Raw genomic sequence first — 15,712 nt, forward strand, 5'->3', positions numbered from 1 at the left:
CACCAGCAGCACGAACACGACCGGCAGCGAGATCGCCTCGGCACGGGTGAGGTCCTCACCCACCTGGTCACTCACGTCGCGGTTCACCGCCGCCTGACCGCCGACCTGCTCGGTGAGACCAGGCGCGTCGAGCTTCGGCTGGAACTCTCTCGGCCCCGACGTCCACCGCGGTTGTGGTCACCTCTGGCCGTGCGCTTCTCATCCGCCGGGCCGACAACGGCCACTGGCAGCCGCCGGGCGGTGTCCTCGAGCTCGGCGAGTCGATCCAGGCTGGCCTGACACGCGAGGTGTGGGAGGAGACCGGCCTCACTGTGACGGTGCGGACGCTCACCGGCGTGTACAAGAACCAACGCCCTCGGGGTCGTCGCGTTGGTGTTCACCTGCGCCCCGGTCGGCGGTGAGCTGACCACCAACGCGGAGGTCACCGCGTTTCGGTGGGCCTCCCCGGGTGACCTGGACGGCCTCATGGTGCCCGCACTCGCGGTCCGAGTCCGTGACGCGTTCGAGTACTGCGGGAGCCCAGCAGTCCGCTCTCACATGGATCGCGCGGGACGAGTACGCCTTGTCGCCGCGGACCGCGTCCGGCCGGGTTCGTGGTCGGCCGACCGCGGCAGCATGTCCTCGATCAACGACCACTGAGCATCCGACAGCACTGAAACCGCGACATGCTCACAGACTCTCAGAACGCCACCGATTCATTTGTCACCCTAGATGACTAAGCGAGAATCCGGCACGCTTACAGGCTGTTCAGCTTGACAGGGGCCGTCCGGGTTACGCCCACTGGCACGACAGAGACGTCCGGCGGTCAAGGTGCCCGCCAGCGCCTTGGGTCAACGGGCGCTACTTCTCGGCAGTGCCGGATTCCCCGCTGATGGATTCCTGATAGATGTCCGCGTAGGTGCGCGAGTCTTTCACCAGGTCGTCGCAGAAGGCCGCGACATCGTTGCCGATGAGCTCCAGAACTCCCTTGCCGGCCGCGACGCCCTCCTCGAAGAAATCGACGATCCCCGAGAGCAGGGATCCGTCAGCCAACCCGACCGGTCCGATCTTGAAGAGGTACCTCTGAAGTTCCTTATAGACGATCTGGTAGTCCGGTGGGAGTGCCTTGACCCGCGCCATGTGCGATCGCCATTGCCTCTTGCCCTCGATGATGTCTTGAATGCCCACGTCAGCCTCCTAGCTGGCCCAATTTCCTTGCGACGTTCCTGTTCAACTGTTCGCGCCACCGGTCGCGATAGCTCCGGGCTCCTTCTCCGCCGGCCAGCGCCGCGCAGAAGCCCTCGATGTCGTCACCCAGCACCTCGTGAATGCTCTGCCCATCGGCCGCTGTCTCTTCGAGCAGCCCCAGAGCACCGTCGAGAATCGGCATCAGGTTTCGACCTGTGAAGTCCGAGTAGGGAGAAAGATGACCCTTGAGCTCTTCCCACGCCGCCCGATAGTCGGCCGGTAATGCCTCGGCCCGCGCTTCGAATGCCGTCCATTCCCTGGTGAGATCGCTGCCTGTAATGGTCTCCCAGAAGTTCATCTCCCGCCCTCCTTGAGCTTGTCGATCCGTGATGTGATGTACTCCCATTTCGCCCAGAACGTCGCGAGTTCTTCGCGCCCCGCGTCGTTGAGCGCATAGAACTTGCGCGGCGGGCCCAGTCCGGACGGTCGTTTCGTCACCTGGACGAGCCCGTTCTTCTCCAGTCGCAGCAGGATGGTGTAAACCGTCCCCTCGACGACGTCGGCGAAGCCGAGTTCGTTCAGCCGACGCGTGATGGCGTACCCGTAGGTCTCCTCGCTGCCGATGATCTCAAGCACGCAGCCCTCAAGCGTGCCCTTCAGCATCTCAGTCAGGTCGTCCATGGTGAGTCCTCTTCGGTCCTCCCGGTACTCTGTGATACCGAATACCACTATACGGTACCACAGAGTAGTGGATCATGCCCAGCACGCGATCACCTACCGCGCCGCGGTCGTCCTAACGCCGTCATCGCCCGGACCGGACAGTTGTCAGATACGCCCTGTGTCCTGTTGATCAAGTGGTTGCGGGGTTGGTCGGAGGTCCCTGACGACACCGGCGGGTATCGGGGCCAGCTGGCGGTCCTGGTCAAGCCGAACGGGCTGTTCGGTCGCGTCTACATGGCCGCGATCAAGCCGTTTCGGTACCTTTTCGTGTACCCGGCACTCGTGCGCACGATCGAGCGCGACTGGCAGGAGCGGTCGGCGGTCACCTGAGCGCCGGCCCCCAGTCGAACCGGAACAGGCGGGAGAAGTTCCGCAGGGGCCGGATCGTGTTCATCGCACGGAACAGTCGGCGTTGCCGTCTGTCGGGTATCTCGGCGTATCGCCGCATGGCAGACACCCGGTCCACGAGACGCAGCCGGGGGTTCCATCGTTCGATCTCGTGGGCGTCCCGGGTGCCCCAGTGCTGGATCTTCGTCAACCTGACGATCCACGGGGGCAGTCCGTCGAACAGCAGTTCCCCGGTGTCGAAGCGGTCGGTGAGGCGCTGGAGCAGCTGCCTGACCTCGGCCCCGGTCAGGTACGGCAGCAGCCCTTCGGCGATGACGAGCACCGGGCGTCCGGACGGCACCTGCTGCAGCCAGTCCGGGTCGGTCACCGAAGCGCCGAGCATCTGATATCCGTCGGTTTCGTCGTAGAGCTTCCTCCGCAGCTCCATCACCTCGGGCACGTCGACGTCGAACCAGTGCACGCCGGCCGGCACGTCGAGCCGGAACGCGCGGCTGTCCAGACCGCAGCCGAGGTGCAATGCGACCGCGTCGGGGTGCCCGGCGAGGAAGTCCGTGGTCCAGGTGTCGAACTGCCTCGCTCGCAGTGCCACCAGGTATTGGTTGCTCGACGCCCGAAGACTCTTGCGCATCCGCTCGAAGTCGTACTCGATGCGCTCCACCGCCTCGGCGGCCGCGTGGTCGCGGAGGATCGAGTGCTCGGAGCGGCTCTCGTACGCGCGCAGATACAGGGTGCACAGCATCGTCCACCCGACCGATCCCCAGGCGACGTCGGTGAAGTCGACCTTGTCCTCGGCCATGATCAGCCCTGCCTGTTCTGTGTGCGGAACTGCTGCCAGCGCTCGATGAGCGCCTCGGTCTCCTCTGCCTGGAACCGGAAGAAGTCCCGCACGTCCTCGAGTCGTTCCCGCTGCTCGTCGCGGTCGCGGTCGACGACCGACAACCCAAGCTCGACCGCGTCGAGGGCGCTGCGCGCGTGCGCCATCTGCACGCGCAGGACATGGGTGAAACCGCCCGGTGTGATCCGGTAATGGTGTTGGCGGTCGGCCACCGGGAACCGTTCGACCATCCCGGCCTCCTGCAGCTGTCTGACCACCGTGCTGATCGAGGCCTTGCTCGCCTCCAGCGCCGCCGCCATCTCGGTGAGCGACTGGTGCGGAGGATCGCAGATCGTCAGCCACGCGTAGATCCGGCCCATCGTGCGGGGCCCGCCGAACCTCTCGAAGCACAGGCCCATCCGGTCCAGGAACTCGCGTTCTCCCGCGGTCGGCGTCGCCATCGGCACACCTCTCGTACAGTACGTTAACTACATACTGAACGAACTGTACACCGCCGTCGGTCCACCATCTGCCAGAAGCCGCAGTGGTGGGTGGTGGCCGGGTTCACCGGTGTGGTCCGTGCGATGGCGATCGACAATGTTCCAGCACTGGTGCGGCGCGGCGTTGTTAACGGGATTGCTAACGAGACACCCCGTTACGCCCGTCGATCGGTGCCCCGTAGATCTGGCTCGTGACGGTTGTGTTGGCGTGCCCGAGACGGCCGCTTGAACGACCCTGGCTTGGTGCGGGAACCGGTGCTCAAGATCCTTCCGGATGACACGGTCGCGGTCACCTACGACCGTCCCGGTCTCGGCGACAGCGACGCTTCTGACGATTCGGTGCGACGCCGTTACGGCGCCGCGATGTCGACGCCGAGTGACATGGTCGTCTCGCGTACCCGCGTCGCCACCTCCACGGCGTTCGGCCCGTCGCTGTGCACGCAGAAGCTGCCGCAGCCGGCCATGGACACCCCGGTGCCGGCCGCGGTGCCGACCGTGCCCTCACCGAGATATCGACGTACCTGCGACTCGGAGTACTCCGGATCGGTCCACTGCTTGCGCGGCTCGATGATCAGCCGGCCCTCCGCCGTGTACTCGAGGTCCGTGTAGACCTCGGGTACCACCCGTACGCCGCGCCGGTCGAGCTCGGTGCAGAACGCCACGCCGTCTGCCGGCGCCGGCCAGTAGACCATCACGTCTTCCCCGCAACGCGCCACGGCATCTGCGGCCGCTACGGCCAGCGAGTCGTCGTCGCGAAGCAGTGCGAAGAACGCGCCGTGCGCCTTGACGTGGTGGAGTCGACCGCCGAGCGCGTCGACGAATCCCTTGAGCGCGCCCGTCTGGTACGTGATGTAGTCGGCGGCCTCGTCGGGACGGAGCGCCAGCTTCCTGCGTCCGAAGCCGAGCAGGTCGGGAAACCCGGGGTGCGAGCCGATCGCCACGTCATGCTCGAGGCACAGCTCCACGGTCCTGCGCATGATGCCGGGGTCGCCCGCGTGGAAGCCACACGCGATGTTCGCCGACGAGATCAGCTTCATCAGCGCCTCGTCGTCGGCCAATGACCAGACGCCGAAGCCCTCGCCCATGTCGCAGTTGATGTCGAACGTCTTGCTCATGCGGCTCGCACCTCCTCGACCAGCGCGTTCTGCTCGTCCGCCAGCGCCTGCGCCTGCTCCACCGAGACCGGGCGCAGCGTGATCTTGTCGGCGCCGGGGCGCATCTGGCCGAGCTTCCACATGCTGGCGTGCGCGACGACCGCGACGACGACGAACCCCCCGGACGTCGGACCGTCGGGACCGAGAATGACGGGGGTGTCGCCGTTCAGGTTGATGCCACCGACCGGGTATCCGTTGTCGAGGATGTTGGACGGGTGGCCGCCGGCGATCCCGCCGTTCGAGCGCGCCCAGGTCAGCCGCTGTGCGTCGAGCCTGATGCCGGTGCGGTTGGAGTTGCGGTCGACGGTCCACTGCCTGGTGAACAGCAGCGCTACGTCCTCCTCGGCGAGGAACTCCTCCGACGCGTGCGGTCCCGGCACGACCTCGAGGTCCCACTCGTTCACGTACGCGGGCAGCCGACTCTGGTCGAGACTGCCACGGCTCGCCCGGCGTGGCTCGCCGACGGGCAGCACGTCGCCCTTGCGCAGGGCACGTCCTTCGACACCGCCGAGCGCGCCCATCGTGTACGTGGCGCGCGCACCGAAGACCTCAGGTACGTCGATGCCGCCCGCGACCGCGATGTACACCCGGAAGCCTGGCCCCTTCGCGATGCCGAGCCGCAGCTCACCGCCGGCGGGCACCTCGACCGCCTGCCAGGAAGGCACCGGCTCGCCGTCCACGGTGGCCTCGACGGTGGCGCCCGTCAGTGCGACGACCGCGGCCCGGTCGAACCTGAGCTTCGCCTTGCCGAGCGCCACCTCCAGTGCCGCGTCGCCCGGCTCGTTGCCCACGAGCGCGTTGCCCAGCCGGAGCGCGAGGTGGTCCATGGCACCCGCGGGGAAGAAGCCGCGAGACATCAGGCCGACGCGACCTGGGTAGTCCTGGACGGTGGTCTGGATTCCTGGCTGCAGTACCTCGATCGTCATGGTGCCTCCCTCACGGAACCTCGGTGACGGCGGCCGCGGAATCCCTGATACGGGCCCATTCCTCGGCTTCCTCGCGGTGCTGGGCACTCCAGGCGAGGTGCGCGGCGACGTCGAGCGTGCCGTCTTCGACCTGGTATTCGTACTCGCCCGTGTGCACGCGGGCGAACGTGTCGAGCAGCTCGTCCTCGCTGACCTGGTGGAATCGGATGCGGTCGCCGGGTTTCACCATGATCGGGTCTTCGGCGAAGATCGGATTGCGTTGCTGCGGGTCGAAGATCGGCAGCGTCCGGCCGATCAGCTGGTAGCCGCCGGGGGACTCGACCGGGTAGATCGAGTAGCACGGACCGCCCAGCCCGATCGCGCCCTCCGCCGTCCACGTGCGGGTGGGGTTGTACTTCGGCGCGAACAGCACGTGTCGCGGGTCGACGGGGAACATGAAGGGCAGACCGGGGAAGAACCCGATGAAACCGGTCCACAGGTCGGTGGCAGTGACGTGCTCGACGAGCTCGTCCAGGTCCCGCAGCCCGTTGTACTGCAACGTGTAGTCGATGTTGTTGTCGTTGACACAGTTCGGCGCGTCCGGTCTGATGCTCCTCGCGTACCGTTCGACGGCCTGCCGCGACTGTGAGTCGTCGAAACACGCGGGCAGCCGGAAGAGCCGGCTCGGCAGCACGAGGCCATCGACACCCGGCAGGTCGTCGTGGACGGCGTCCAGCTCACGCACCAGGTCGGTGGGCTTGACCGTCGCCGCGTCGTACGACACGAGCATCGACCTGAACCCTGGTGACGTCTCGACGAGCCCGTCGAGACCTACCTCCTCGAGCTTGGCCTCGACGCTGTGCACGTAGAAGTTGAGCGTGAGGTCGAACTCCATCGGGCCGTACTCCACCAGCAGGTAGCGGTCGCCAGCGGACCGGTAGGTGATGCTGGGCTTCCCGTCGTCATGCTCCCGTCTGCCGAGTACGGCAGGCGGGATGTCCGCCCACCCCTTGACCGTTACCGCGGACTGTTGCATCAGTCGCCCTCCTCACGAGGTGGCCTTGCCAGCGGCCACCTGGGTCCGTGCACGGGTGCGCAGCCGGTCGGCGACGACGGCGAAGACGAGTGCCAGGCCGATGGCGATGCTCTGCTGGTTCGAGCCGAGGCGCATCAGGTTCATTCCGTTGGTGAGCAACATGATGAAGACGACGCCGAGTATGGTGCCGCCGACGCTGCCCCGTCCACCGCGCAACGACGCCCCGCCGATGATCGCGGCCGTGATCGACTGCAGCGCGAACTGGGCGCCGAGCAGCGGCTGACCCGACGACACCCGTGCGGTCAGCAGCCAGCCCGCGTACGACGTGAGCATCGCGCAGGCCACGTACGTCACCAGCAGGGTCACGCGGACCTTGATGCCGGCGACCCTGGCCGCGGTGGCATTGCTGCCGATCGCGTACAGGTGCCTGCCGTAACGGGTCCAGCCGAGCGCGAGGAAGAGCACCACGACCACGGGCACGGTGAGCAGCACGCCGACAGGGACACCGGCGAGCGAGCCGGAACCGACCTCGTAGACGAAGGTGCGCGGCAGCCCGCCGACCTCCTGGCCACCGCTGATGAGCAGCGTGATGCCCGCGAAGACCGACGACGTGGCCAGCGTGACGATGAACGGGTTGACGTTGAGTACGGCGACACCGAGGCCGTTCGCGAGACCGATGACCAGGCCGACGACGAGGGCGGTCCAGAGGCCGGCGTTGATCGCGTCGGGGGTGAACGCGGGCGTGTCGCCGTACACCGCGGACATCACCGTCGCGGAGACGATGCTGGTCAATGCGACGTTCGCGCCCACCGACAGGTCCATGCCACCGGAGATCAGCACCAGCATCTGGCCGAGTGCGATGAGCAGCAGGAAGACGGACTGCGTCGAGACCGAGAGCAGGTTGTCGCCGCCGAGGAAGGACGGGTTGGCGGCGGTGAACACGATGACGAGCACGACGAGCAACGCGGGCAACGGACCGAGCCGTGCGAAGAGTCGTAACACGGACCGGCGACCGCCTCCAAGCGGCGTCGGCGGCTCGACCTGTGCGGAGTCGCTGATCGCCATGTCAGTCTTCCTTTCCGGGCTGCACCGGCGACCCGAAGGCACCGGACACCACGGCCTCGTCGGTGACCTGGTCGCCGACGAGCTCGACCTGTACGCGGCTGCTGTGCATGACGTAGACGCGATCGGATACGCCGACCACCTCCTCCAGGTCAGACGACACCAGCAGGACACCCGCGCCGTCGTCGCACAGGCTCCTGAGATGCGCGTGTATCTCCTGTCTGGCGCCCACGTCGACACCGGACGTCGGCTCAGCGACCACGAAGACCTTACGGTCGCGGGACAGGGCGCGGGCCAAGACGACCTTCTGTTGGTTGCCGCCCGACAGGGCCGTGACCTCACTCGTGACAGTGCGCGGCCTGACGTCCACCTGCTCGACGAGACGGTTCGCGAGGGCGCGCAGCCTGGCGCTCCTGGTGACACCGAGCGGGCTGAACGCCCTGCTGCCCATGACCTCCAGGGTGACGTTCTCCTCGACATTGCGTCCCAACGCGAGCGCGTCACGCTTGCGGTCTTCCGGCATGTATCCGATGCCGGCGTCGAGCATGGTGCGCGGGTCCGGCTTGCTGATGCGCTTGCCGCACACCTCGTACGTCCCCGCCGTGGTCGGCGCGAGCCCGATCACGAGTTTCGCCAGCTCGCTCTTCCCGCAGCCGACGAGGCCGGCGACGCCGACCACCTCGCCCGCGCGCACGTGCAGGCTGACGTCGACGACCTTGCCGTCCGCGCCGCTCACGTGCTCGAGGCCGAGCAGCGTGTCGCCGGGAGCCTGGCATTTCGCGGGGAAGACCATCGCCAGGTCGCGACCGACCATGTCCTTGATGAGCTGCGCGTCCTCCACTGCGTCGAGGTCGTACGTCGAGATGTGCCTGCCGTCGCGGAGCACGGTCACCCGGTCGCCGAGGCGCCTGACCTCCTCCATCCGGTGCGTGATGTAGAGGACCGCCCATCCTTCGGCCTTCACCCGGTCGACGATGGCGAAGAGCCGTTCGGCCTCCGAGTCACTGATCGCGGCGGTCGGCTCGTCGAGCAGCAGGACGCCGGGAGTGCCGACCATGGCCTTGACGATCTCGACGAGCTGCTGTTCTGCGCGCGGCAACGTGCCGACCTCCGCGGTCGGGTCGATGTCCGCGTCGATCATCGCGAGGCGCTCCACGGCGGTCCTGCGCATCTCGCCGCGGCGCAGCACACCGCCTCTGCGGATCTCCCGGCCGAGGAACAGGTTCTCCGCGACCGTCATCGTCGGCGCCAGGCTGAAGTCCTGCAGCACCGCGTTGATGCCGGCGCGTCGGGCCTGTGCGGCGTGGAGGCGTCTGACCTCGTCGCCCCGCAGGCGTACGGTGCCCTCGTCCGGCTGCAGTGTGCCGATCAGCGTGTTCACCAGCGTCGACTTGCCGGCACCGTTCTCGCCGAGCAGGACGTGGACCTCGCCCGTGTGCACCTCGATCGAGACGTCGGCCAACGCGGTGACCCCGACGAACCGCTTGGTGACGTGCTCGAGCGCGACGATCGGCTCAGCCACCGTCAGCTCGGCCACCTCAGCTCGGGTTCCAGGAGTAGGTCGCCTTGAAGGCACGCGGCGCGAACATCTCCTGGTAGGGAACCGAGTCGGCGTTCGCCTTCGTGATCATCTTCGGGATCGGCCCGCTCTTCGGTGCGGCGAGCTTCTCGCCCTCGAGCATGCGTACGGCCTGGTCGACCGCCATCCGACCCTGGATGGTGGTGAAGTCGGTGGGTGAACCGACCGCGTCTCCGGCCTTGATGTCCTCGAAGACCGGCGGGATGATGTCGAACGCGTACACGCGGACCTTGCCCTGCTTGTTCGCGTTGCGTACCGCGACGACGGCGGCTTCCGCGGCGATGTCGACGCCGACCAGGTCGGTGATGTCCGGGTACGCCTTCAGCGCGTCGTCGATGAGGTTCAACTGCACGTCCTTGCCCGTGTCACCGCGCCGTGTGACGGCGATGCTGACATCGGAGCCCTGCACCGTCTTGGTGAAGCCGGTGACCGCGGCGTCGGACCAGCCGGCACCCTCTGGGCCGGGGAAGAAGCCGACGACTGCCTTCTTGCCCTTGGTGTGCGTCTTCATGTAGTTCGCGGTCGTCACGGCGAGGTCGTGGAAGCTCACGACGGCGTGGGAGAGCTTCGGGTTCTTCTCCGAGTCCGGGCAGTCCACCCCGTTGATGAAGTCGACCACGGGGATGTCCTTCGACAGCGCCGACGCGATCTGCGCGCACAGACCCTTCGCGCTGATCGCGCCGAGGATGATCGCGTCGTACTTCTGGCTGATGCAGTCGTTCATCTGACTGACCTGTTTGCTCAGGTTGTCGTAGCCGCCGGCCTCGAACATCTGGTACGAGACCTTGTCGCGCTTGGCCTCGATGAGCGTGCCGTAGTTGGTGGCCGACCAGTAGGAGTCCTTCAGGTGCGGGAACAGCACGCAGATGCGCCACGGCTTGGACACCTCGGCCGGTGCGATCGGCTTATAGGTGGCCTTCTCCGTGGTGCCGTCGAGCTGCGTGTGGAGCGCGGGCGCCGACCAGTTCACGGTGTCAGCGGCGGACGTGCTCTCCGCCGGCGTCGTACTCTTGTCACCTGAGCCAAGGGCCCCGCACGCGCAGAGCGTCGTCAACGCGACGACGGCAGCGAGCAGTCGGATGCCGGTGCTGGCACGTGTACGCATGTCGACCTCCAAGAGTCGAGCAGCCCGAAGCCGGCCCGATATCACCCGATCGGGGTGACCCCCCGTGCGCACGGCGTCGTGACGCGTACCGAGTCGCCCTGATTCACCTAGAATTGCTCCGCAATCCGCGGAGCCCAGACATTAGCCGGTCTGCCGAGACCTGCGCAAGAGTGCAAGATCGCCGTGGCCCGGCGGTCAGGAGCGGTTACGGACGATCGCGACGATGCGGTCGGCGTTGGTTTTCACATGGTCGGCGAGCAGCGCGATCGCGGCGTCGCGGTCGGCGGCTCGGAAGGCGCGCGTGATGCCCGCGTGCTCGGTGAGCACCCTGTCGTCGTCGGAGTACTCGTCGACGGACGAGGACAGCAGTGACAGGTAGAGGCGCAGCTCGGTGGCGATGTCCTGGAACAACAGGTCGAGGCGCGAGCTCTCGGCGAGACCCACGACGGCGGCGTGGAAGGCCAGGTCGGCCTCCAGCGTTTCCCTGGGCAGGCCACGGTGTTGGGTGTCGTGGATCCGGTCGAATGCCTGCTGGATGACCGGTCCCGCACCTTCCATGTCGGCCGCGTGCACGGCGCCGACCTCGACGCTCAGCCTCGCCCGGTAGAGGTCTCTGGTGCGCTCCACCGTCGGCGCACTGACGAGTGCCCCGCGGTTGCGTTCGAAGCGGACGAGGCCGCTGCGTTCGAGTATGCGCAACGCCTCTCTGACGGTGTTGCGCGAGACGCCGAGTTGCGCGGCCGTCGCGCTCTCCCTGACCGGACGCCCGGCCCTCAGGCTGCCGTCGAAGATCAGGTCGCTGACCGTCCGTGCGACCCCGGCCGCGGTGCCTTCGACGAGGTCCAGATCCGATGCCGACACCCGCGCAGGGTATCCGAACCACCCACCAAAGCGATAGATTGCTCCACAATCTTGCGTTCGCAATATCGGGAGGCAGCGGTGAAGGACAGGTCCGGCTCGGCTCTTTGGCACCCGCAGGCGCACATGCCGTCTGTGGTCGGTGATCGGCTCGAGATCGTCGCCGGTGAGGGGGCCTGGCTGACCACCGCCGCGGGGCAGCGGCTGCTCGATGCCGGCGCGGGGCTATGGCACGCGAACGTCGGGCACGGCCGCGCCGACATCGCGGAGGCGGCTGCCGAGCAGATGCGTACGCTGGAGACCTACCACACGTTCGGACGCATCGCGAACACACCGGCGCTCGACCTCGCCGACGAGCTCGCCGCATTGGCGCCCATGGCGGATGCCCGGGTGTTCTTCACCAGCGGTGGCTCTGACAGCGTCGACCTGGCGTGCAAGCTCGCCCGTCGATACTGGCAGGTCGAGGGGAAGCCGACCAAGACCACCATCGCGTCCAGGCATCTCGGGTACCACGGGCTGCACGGGTTCGGCACCAGCATCACCGGCCTCGAATCCAACCGCGACGGTTACGGTGCGCTCTCGCTCGTGCCGGAGACCGTACGGGTTGCCACCAACGATCTCGCACTCGTGCGCAAGGAGCTCGAGACGCTCGGCGGTGAGCACCTGGCCGCGGTGATCGCCGAGCCCGTCATCGGCACCGGCGGCGTGGTGCCACCGGCCGACGGCTACCTCACCGGGCTACAGGACCTGTGCCGCGAGCTCGACGCACTGTTCGTCGTCGACGAGGTCATCACCGGGTTCGGCCGTACCGGCGTGATGTTCGCATGCGAACGGTTCGGGCTCGAGCCCGACATGGTGCTCTTCGCCAAGGGTGTGACGTCCGGCTATGCCCAGCTGGGCGGTGCGCTCATCGGCCGCAGGGTGTGGGAGCCGTTCTATGTCGGCGCCGACGCGCCGATCTTCAGGCACGGCCTGACGTACAGCGGCCACGCCACCGCGTGCACCGTCGGTCGGGCCAACCTCCGGGTGCTCCACGAGAACGACCTCGTGCGACGCGCCGCGCGGCTCGAGCCCATCCTCGTCGACGCGTGCGCTTCGCTCGCCGAGCACGACCTGGTCGACGAGGTCAGGTCGGGAGCCGGCCTGCTCGCCGGCGTACAGCTGCGTCCTGAGATCGACGCAGAGCAGCTCGCGCGAGCCTGCCTCGACGACGGCGTGCTGTTGCGCGCAATCACGGGGAACACCCTGCAGATCTGCCCCCCGTTCGTCTGCACGGAGGACGAGATCCGGCAGATCGTCTCGGCCATCGAAGGAAACCTCGGGACGGTCGCGGCGGCATGATCAGGCACGCCGGTAGAGGTGGAAGCAATCGAAGCTCGCATTGACTTGGTGGTTCGAGTCGGCGCCGTGGGAGCCGAGTCCGATTCGTACGTCGGAATCGGCGGGCAGGGGGTACGGCGTGTCCGGCCCCGTCCACTACGGGTTGTGGGGCGCGTTGATGATCCTCTTCATCTACCCGTTCGGGCGGCGGTTCAGGGAGCTCGCGCCGACAGGCGGCGAGGACATCGTCTGACGGCTCACCGCGGCTTCCACCCGTCTCCGTCGCCGTCCCAGAGGTCGCGGGCGTCTGGCCACCTAACGAAACGGGTTACGCTTCGTTCGTCAGTATCAGGGGCCGCAGGTCTCGGATGCTGGGGAGATCCTCGAGGCGCTGAACGGAGCTGATCAGCGCGTCGATCTGCTCCGCCGGGAGGAGTTCTCCCAACACATCGTGTGCCTTCAGCGCCATGCCTGGCCAGTCAATCGGGTTCAGACGAGTACCGAACGGGGGATCGACCCGGTGCTCGAGGAGACGCCCGTCAGGCAGCGTGAGCTCGATCTCAGCGCGCCGTGTCGTGTCTGACGCAGACTTCGAGTCGAGCGCAGGATCGTGGATCAATTGGACGAGCTCCATTCGACGTTGAACGTCCGGGTCGTTCAACCGAGCGTAGTCGTGCGCCGCGTTGAACCCGATCCTGCCGTCTTCGAGCATGATCGTGAGAATGTACTGGACGTTGATGTCGGGCATCGGCCTGGCATCCACGATGTGAGCCTTCTCAGAAGGAAGGCGACAAACGACCTTGACAACGTCCCTTGTCTCGGTCTTGTGCTCGGCTAGCATCTCCTCCAGGGCCTGCGCCGCTGCCTGAATCGGCATTCCTACCGGATAGCGCTTGATGTCGCAGTTGAGCACCTCGAAGTGGTTGTTCAGGCGGGATCTAAGATCTTCGGGATCGCCACGAGTTCCCCACGCGTCGAAGAGGCTTGGCGACCGGTGAAGGATATCCGGCACACCGGTGAAGCCCATCGAGACCATCTCCACCGCCGTGACCGCGTTGTGCGCCTGCTTACCACCGAGGACGAACGCCTTCTCGGTGTGCTCGGTATCACGGAAAAGAGCACTGAAACCCGACGCCTGTTGAGCTGTGTACGACAGCACGTGGCACATCTGTTCGATAGATAGCTCAGCCAGTGCGGCTGCACCCGCCATGGCGCCGAAGAGCTGTCCGATGCCGTGAGTCGACTGAACGGACTGACGCAAGGTCCTGCCTGGCTCCCAAACCGCGAGAGGAAACGCGCAGCCCACGTCGTAACCAGCCACGACAGCCTTCAGGAAGTGGGCGCCACTGCGATCACGGTCCTCGGCCACAGCAAGCGTCCCGGGAATGATCGAGGCACCGGGATGCATCCGAGACAGATCGTTGGTGTCGTCGGTCTCGTCCGCGTGGGCAAACATTCCGTTCGCAAGTGCAGCCATCTCGGGGCTGGTGCGCAATCCAGTACCGGCAACTGTCGACTCACCGCGTGTCGCTCTCTTCTCGACGAATCGCCGAGCGAACTGTCCGGGACGTAGGGATGAACCGCTGACTATGGCGATTAGACCGTCGAGGACGTGAATCTTGGTGCGGTCAATTACCTCCGCAGGTACGTCTCGGTCGAGCGCCTCCGCGATGTACCTGCCTACGAACGTCGTTAAGGATGCGTCGTCTGGGTCGAACATGACATCGTCTCCTAGACCGTCTTGATGAGAGGTCTTTGCTATTTGGATAAGGCACGCCTTGCCGAGTGACTACCAGGGGAAGATGAGCGAAGATGGCCACTCCACCGTCGTGATCGTACGTTCCAGAACGACTACTCCGAGCAGGACCAGGGTGGGAGCAGCCAAGCGCAATTTGAGTCCCGCGCGTGCCTCAAACGTCAAGAAGAGGAAGATGTATATCCAGGACGCAATCTCCATGCCAAGCGCTAGCAGGAGAATTGCGAAGAAGACTATCCAACCAGCGTAGTACAGCACACGTCGAGTATCGGGGTGGGCAGGTTCACCGTCAGACGTGGTCGCCGAGGGTGCCTTATCGACCCTGGAGTGATGCCTGACAGTAAGAAAGATGGTCCTCGTGTCTACGACGAAGATGGCAAGCGCCAAGATGGCACCAAGTATCGCCACGTAGAGTGGAAAATACTGAGCTAGTGGTCCGCATTTGAAGTCTTCTTCTGGTTGGCTTTCTTGAGGACTTCGTTGGCGGTCTTGGTCCATACGAATGGGTGGGCTCGGTTGTTCCAGCCATCGATGAAGTCGCGGATCTTGGTGTTGAGGTCTCGGACGGACTTGAAGGTGCCGCGGCGGATCGCTTGGCGTTCGACCAGCCCGAACCACACCTCGACCAGGTTCATCCATGAGGCATGGGTCGGGGTGAAGTGGACCTTGAACCGGGGGTGGGCGGCCAGCCATGCTTCCACCTTGGCGTGCTTGTGCGCGGCGTAGTTGTCCATCACCAGGTGCAGCTCGAGCGGGTCGCCATCGCTGTCGACCGCGCCGGTGTAGGCCCGGTCGATCTGCTTGAGGAAGGCGACGAACTCGTCGTTGCGGTGCCGGGGCTTGAGCCCAGCGGTGACCTGCCCGGTGGCGATCTCCAGGGCGGCGAACAAGGTGGTGTGCCGTGGCGGACGTAATCAGCGGAGCGGCGCTCGATCAGCCCCGGCTGCATCGGCAGCACCGGTTGGGTGCGGTCCAGTGCCTGAATCTGGGACTTCTCATCGACACACAACACGATCGCGTTCTCCGGCGGCGCCAAATACAGCCCGCAGATGTCGGTCACCTTTCCGACCAGCTCGGGGTCGGTGGAGAACCGAAACGACTCCGCCCTCCACGGCTTGATCCGGTAAGCCCGCCACGCTTGGGCGACCGTGTACGCGCTCACCTTGAGCCGACAGGCCAGCAGCCGGGTCGACCAGTGCGTGACACCAAGCCTCTTCGGCGGAGGCTTCAACGTCTCGGTCACGATCCGGGCATGATCAATCGTGCGCGGACGACCCGGACGAGGCACGTCAGCCAGCCCGGCCAGTCCCTTGTCCCGATACCGTCCACGCCACTGCATCACCTTCTGCCGACCGCACCCCACCAGCTCGCAGATCTGGTCGTTCGCA

The 15,712-nt window shown here is 66.2% G+C and carries 18 protein-coding genes and 2 pseudogenes; 4 read left to right on the top strand and 16 right to left on the bottom strand.

Features of this window, described 5'->3' with window-relative positions:
- Positions 1-87, bottom strand: an 87-nt coding sequence (locus GEV10_28335; GenBank protein MQA82326.1) for a hypothetical protein, incomplete at its 3' end; no start/stop codon positions are given.
- A gap of 86 nt (positions 88-173) precedes the next feature.
- On the opposite strand from GEV10_28335, the pseudogene GEV10_28340 reads away from it, so the two are divergent.
- Positions 174-639, top strand: a pseudogene (locus tag GEV10_28340) (NUDIX domain-containing protein).
- Between the two features lie 201 nt (positions 640-840).
- Here GEV10_28340 and GEV10_28345 read toward each other — a convergent pair.
- The 3 genes from GEV10_28345 to GEV10_28355 are packed head-to-tail and all read right to left on the bottom strand — an operon-like array spanning position 841 to position 1,848.
- Positions 841-1,167 carry a DUF1048 domain-containing protein gene (locus GEV10_28345; protein ID MQA82327.1) on the bottom strand — a complete coding sequence of 109 codons (327 nt, stop codon included), beginning with the start codon at positions 1,165-1,167 and terminating at the stop codon, positions 841-843.
- A 1-nt stretch (position 1,168) separates the two neighbouring features.
- Positions 1,169-1,525 (bottom strand): DUF1048 domain-containing protein, encoded by a 357-nt coding sequence (locus tag GEV10_28350; GenBank protein MQA82328.1) that lies wholly within the window; start codon positions 1,523-1,525, stop codon positions 1,169-1,171.
- Positions 1,522-1,848: a PadR family transcriptional regulator gene (locus GEV10_28355; protein ID MQA82329.1), complete on the bottom strand. Its 327-nt coding sequence runs from the start codon at positions 1,846-1,848 to the stop codon at positions 1,522-1,524. The genes GEV10_28350 and GEV10_28355 overlap by 4 nt, the downstream gene beginning before the upstream one ends.
- Positions 1,849-1,971: 123 nt before the next feature.
- Here GEV10_28355 and GEV10_28360 point away from each other — a divergent pair, with 123 nt between their 5' ends.
- On the top strand, positions 1,972-2,217 hold the full coding sequence (locus tag GEV10_28360; protein ID MQA82330.1) for a DUF2867 domain-containing protein: 246 nt from the start codon (positions 1,972-1,974) through the stop codon (positions 2,215-2,217).
- On the opposite strand, the gene GEV10_28365 is transcribed toward GEV10_28360, so the two are convergent.
- The 9 genes from GEV10_28365 to GEV10_28405 form a co-directional block, all read right to left on the bottom strand.
- The gene (locus tag GEV10_28365) at positions 2,210-3,031 is read right to left on the bottom strand and encodes a class I SAM-dependent methyltransferase (GenBank protein MQA82331.1); all 822 of its coding nucleotides are present in this window, start codon (positions 3,029-3,031) and stop codon (positions 2,210-2,212) included. The genes GEV10_28360 and GEV10_28365 overlap by 8 nt on opposite strands.
- Before the next feature lie 2 nt (positions 3,032-3,033).
- Entirely contained in the window at positions 3,034-3,510 is a 477-nt protein-coding gene (locus tag GEV10_28370; protein MQA82332.1) for a winged helix DNA-binding protein, read from the bottom strand.
- Positions 3,511-3,899: 389 nt separating this feature from the next.
- Entirely contained in the window at positions 3,900-4,664 is a 765-nt protein-coding gene (gene pxpA, locus GEV10_28375) for a 5-oxoprolinase subunit PxpA (protein ID MQA82333.1), read from the bottom strand.
- A complete protein-coding gene (locus GEV10_28380; protein ID MQA82334.1) occupies positions 4,661-5,629 on the bottom strand; it encodes a 5-oxoprolinase/urea amidolyase family protein in 969 nt (322 codons plus the stop codon). Before GEV10_28380 ends, pxpA begins: the two co-directional genes overlap by 4 nt.
- Positions 5,630-5,639: 10 nt before the next feature.
- The gene (locus GEV10_28385; GenBank protein ID MQA82335.1) at positions 5,640-6,644 is read right to left on the bottom strand and encodes a carboxyltransferase domain-containing protein; all 1,005 of its coding nucleotides are present in this window, start codon (positions 6,642-6,644) and stop codon (positions 5,640-5,642) included.
- 12 nt (positions 6,645-6,656) lie between these two features.
- Positions 6,657-7,709, bottom strand: a complete 1,053-nt coding sequence (locus GEV10_28390) for an ABC transporter permease (GenBank protein MQA82336.1) — start codon at positions 7,707-7,709, stop codon at positions 6,657-6,659.
- Between the two features lies 1 nt (position 7,710).
- Positions 7,711-9,282: an ATP-binding cassette domain-containing protein gene (locus GEV10_28395; protein MQA82337.1), complete on the bottom strand. Its 1,572-nt coding sequence runs from the start codon at positions 9,280-9,282 to the stop codon at positions 7,711-7,713.
- Positions 9,245-10,390, bottom strand: a complete 1,146-nt coding sequence (gene torT, locus GEV10_28400) for a TMAO reductase system periplasmic protein TorT (GenBank protein ID MQA82338.1) — start codon at positions 10,388-10,390, stop codon at positions 9,245-9,247. Before torT ends, GEV10_28395 begins: the two co-directional genes overlap by 38 nt.
- Before the next feature lie 195 nt (positions 10,391-10,585).
- Complete coding sequence (locus tag GEV10_28405; protein ID MQA82339.1) at positions 10,586-11,251, bottom strand: GntR family transcriptional regulator; 666 nt, start codon at positions 11,249-11,251, stop codon at positions 10,586-10,588.
- A gap of 123 nt (positions 11,252-11,374) precedes the next feature.
- On the opposite strand from GEV10_28405, the gene GEV10_28410 reads away from it, so the two are divergent.
- Positions 11,375-12,589, top strand: coding sequence for an aminotransferase class III-fold pyridoxal phosphate-dependent enzyme (locus GEV10_28410; GenBank protein MQA82340.1), 1,215 nt, complete (start codon positions 11,375-11,377; stop codon positions 12,587-12,589).
- 40 nt (positions 12,590-12,629) lie between these two features.
- Complete coding sequence (locus GEV10_28415) at positions 12,630-12,821, top strand: hypothetical protein (protein ID MQA82341.1); 192 nt, start codon at positions 12,630-12,632, stop codon at positions 12,819-12,821.
- Positions 12,822-12,896: 75 nt separating this feature from the next.
- On the opposite strand, the gene GEV10_28420 is transcribed toward GEV10_28415, so the two are convergent.
- From GEV10_28420 to GEV10_28430, 3 genes and pseudogenes are all read right to left on the bottom strand, one after another.
- Positions 12,897-14,288, bottom strand: coding sequence for a hypothetical protein (locus GEV10_28420; protein MQA82342.1), 1,392 nt, complete (start codon positions 14,286-14,288; stop codon positions 12,897-12,899).
- 69 nt (positions 14,289-14,357) lie between these two features.
- On the bottom strand, positions 14,358-14,822 hold the full coding sequence (locus GEV10_28425; protein ID MQA82343.1) for a hypothetical protein: 465 nt from the start codon (positions 14,820-14,822) through the stop codon (positions 14,358-14,360).
- Positions 14,753-15,712, bottom strand: a pseudogene (locus GEV10_28430) (IS630 family transposase). The gene GEV10_28425 and the pseudogene GEV10_28430 overlap by 70 nt, the downstream one beginning before the upstream one ends.

It is taken from the genome of Streptosporangiales bacterium (assembly GCA_009379955.1).
In the GTDB taxonomy this organism is placed as follows: domain Bacteria; phylum Actinomycetota; class Actinomycetes; order Streptosporangiales; family WHST01; genus WHST01.

Bases quoted from the DNA above. Each gene is read 5' to 3' on its own strand.
- GEV10_28355 (MQA82329.1), bottom strand. From the start codon at position 1,848: ATGGACGACCTGACTGAGATGCTGAAGGGCACGCTTGAGGGCTGCGTG.
- GEV10_28420 (MQA82342.1), bottom strand. From the start codon at position 14,288: ATGTTCGACCCAGACGACGCATCCTTAACGACGTTCGTAGGCAGGTAC.
- pxpA (MQA82333.1), bottom strand. From the start codon at position 4,664: ATGAGCAAGACGTTCGACATCAACTGCGACATGGGCGAGGGCTTCGGC.
- GEV10_28350 (MQA82328.1), bottom strand. From the start codon at position 1,525: ATGAACTTCTGGGAGACCATTACAGGCAGCGATCTCACCAGGGAATGG.
- GEV10_28365 (MQA82331.1), bottom strand. From the start codon at position 3,031: ATGGCCGAGGACAAGGTCGACTTCACCGACGTCGCCTGGGGATCGGTC.
- GEV10_28390 (MQA82336.1), bottom strand. From the start codon at position 7,709: ATGGCGATCAGCGACTCCGCACAGGTCGAGCCGCCGACGCCGCTTGGA.
- GEV10_28385 (MQA82335.1), bottom strand. From the start codon at position 6,644: ATGCAACAGTCCGCGGTAACGGTCAAGGGGTGGGCGGACATCCCGCCT.
- GEV10_28380 (MQA82334.1), bottom strand. From the start codon at position 5,629: ATGACGATCGAGGTACTGCAGCCAGGAATCCAGACCACCGTCCAGGAC.
- GEV10_28425 (MQA82343.1), bottom strand. From the start codon at position 14,822: ATGGACCAAGACCGCCAACGAAGTCCTCAAGAAAGCCAACCAGAAGAA.
- GEV10_28370 (MQA82332.1), bottom strand. From the start codon at position 3,510: ATGGCGACGCCGACCGCGGGAGAACGCGAGTTCCTGGACCGGATGGGC.
- GEV10_28410 (MQA82340.1), top strand. From the start codon at position 11,375: ATGCCGTCTGTGGTCGGTGATCGGCTCGAGATCGTCGCCGGTGAGGGG.
- torT (MQA82338.1), bottom strand. From the start codon at position 10,390: ATGCGTACACGTGCCAGCACCGGCATCCGACTGCTCGCTGCCGTCGTC.